The organism is Dietzia maris, assembly GCF_014144855.1.
In the GTDB taxonomy this organism is placed as follows: Bacteria; Actinomycetota; Actinomycetes; order Mycobacteriales; family Mycobacteriaceae; genus Dietzia; species Dietzia kunjamensis.
In genome coordinates this window covers 1-2,214 of the sequence record NZ_JAALDN010000435.1, presented here as the reverse complement: position 1 = coordinate 2,214, position 2,214 = coordinate 1, and the positions used below count along the sequence as shown (strand labels likewise).

General features: G+C 72.4%; 2 protein-coding genes. Both read right to left on the bottom strand.

Annotated features, from left to right (window positions below; translation table 11 throughout):
• Nucleotides 1-167: 167 nt before the first annotated feature.
• Complete coding sequence (locus tag G6024_RS13815; RefSeq protein WP_227022370.1) at nt 168-779, bottom strand: putative glycolipid-binding domain-containing protein; 612 nt, start codon at nt 777-779, stop codon at nt 168-170.
• Between the two features lie 159 nt (nt 780-938).
• Nucleotides 939-2,214: cytochrome P450 (locus G6024_RS13810; protein WP_159148955.1), on the bottom strand; the 1,276-nt coding region annotated here is incomplete at its 5' end.

Genomic DNA, 2,214 nt, shown 5'->3' with positions numbered 1-2,214 from the left:
CAGGCCGATCGCACCGGCGGGGATCTCCGACCGGCGGAGGTCACGCCGGGGGCGGCCGGGTGGCTCGAGGCGCTCCGCGAGGCGGGCGCCGCGGGCAGGGCGGTCAGGCTCGCCGACAGGCTCTGAAAGGCCCGACGGCTGGCCGTTCAGGCCCTTCGGCTGGCCGTTCAGGCCCTTCGGCTGAGCCCCGGCACGTCGATGATCACGCCGTCGGCGTCGACCGTCGCGCTGGTCGACGCGGTGGCGGTGATGCCGTGGACCTGCTCGTCGTCGCTGGAGAGGGTGACCGTGTCCTCGGTGACGTCGAGCGTCATGGAATCCACCGACAACACCCGTACGTCCTCGGAACCCGGCTGTGCGTGCAGACCCAGGCGACGGATCATGACGCTGGCGAAGAAGACGCTGTAGGTGATGTCCACGTCCACCACGCCGTCGCCGCCCACGCGGGAGCGGGTGCCGGAGGAGTCCTCGAGCAGCCAGGCCCCCTCGTCGTCGCAGACCAGGTCGATCGTGCGCTCGTACTCCTCCGTGGTGAGGGTCAGCCACACCCGGCGCAGGGTCGTGTCGGCGCCGAGTTGAGCCTCGTACTCCACGGTGAAGGCGGGGTTGTCCGCGCCGGGGGCGGCGACGATCCGACCGCGGGCGCGGGTGGAATCACCCTTGGGGACGACCCTGACCTGCTCGATCAGTCTGCCGTTCTCGGATATCCACGTGTACATACGGGTGACCGAGGCGCGGTGCGCTTCGGTCTGCGGCGAGGACGTCTCAGAAGCGTTCACAGCCTCCACGGTAGGAAAATCTCCACCGAAACGCACATCTGAGTCCCGTTAACCTCCTGCCCACCACCCGTCACTCGGGCGGATCCGGCTCCCGGGCGGCCCTGAGGAGGAACTGAGGGCCCACGGAGCGCTGCGGGCCCGCAGGCCCGCAGGCCGGGCTCAGCGCCGCCGCAGGTCCACCCGCGCGCGGCGCCACGGGTACAGGGTGACGTTGCGGGACCGCGGCCACTCGCGACCGCTGCCCACCGGCTCCAGGCGGTACCGCTCCAGCACCTGCCGCAGGATGACCTGGCCTTCCATCATCGCGAATGACGCCCCGATGCAGCGGCGCGCGCCGCCGCCGAAGGGCAGCCACTCGGTCGGAGTGGGCACCTCGCCGAGGAACCTCCCCGGGTCGAAGTCACGGGGTCCGGCGTAGGTGGCCGCGGAGCGGTGGGCCAGGACGATAGACGGCGAGATCGTCACTCCCCGCGGGTAGGTCCGCCCGCCGACGGTGGCCGGCTCCTGCAGCTCCCGCATCACCATCGGCACCACCGGATGCAACCGCAGGACCTCCTTGAGGACGGCGTCGAGGTACTCCGACCCGCCCTCGGCGATCTCGGCCACACACCGGTCCTGGACGTCCGGGTGGCGGGCCAGTTCCAGCATCGACCACGCCATCGCCGTGGCCGTGGTCTCGTGCCCGGCCGCCACGAGGGTCATGAGCTGATCGCGCAGCTCCTGGTCCGACAGTCCCTGCGCGTCGGCCGCCGAGGCGCGGACGAGCAGCGCCAGGAGGTCCCGCCGCTCGGACAGGGCCGGGTCCAGGCGGGCCGCGGAGATCTCCTCACCGAGGAACTCGTGGATGGTCTCCAGGTCCCGCACCTCCCGGCTCCACGGCCACCGCCGGCGCAGCGCGGGGATCCCCAGGCCGATCATCACCACCGGGCCAGCATCGACCGCCCGGGCGACGATCGGCCGCATCCGGTCCAGGCGCGCCGAGTCCGTCACCCCGAAGACCACCCGCAGGATCACCTCGAGCGTCAGCTGGTTGAGCAGCACGTGGGCGCGGACGCGGCCCGACCGCGGCCAGTGGTCCAGCTGTTCGCGGGTGACCTCCTCGACGAGCGTGCGGTAGCCGTCGATCTCGCGCCGCCCGAACGCCGGCGCCAGCAGCCGCCGGGCGCGCGCGTGCTCGTCACCGTCCTGGAGGAGCAGCGAGTGCTCGCCGAGGAGGGGGCGGAGCAGGTCGTTGCCCTTGCCGGCGTGGAAGACCGACGGCGAGCCGGCGAAGACGTCCTTGATCTGCGCGGGCTCGGACACCGCGACGACCTTGCGCCCGGCGGGCATGAGATCGAGCGTGAACGGCACCCCGTAGCGCCGGGCCGCCGCCGGGAAGACGACGGCGGGAGCCGACAGGGCCAGCACCGCCTGCAGGATCCGCGGGAGCCGGGGG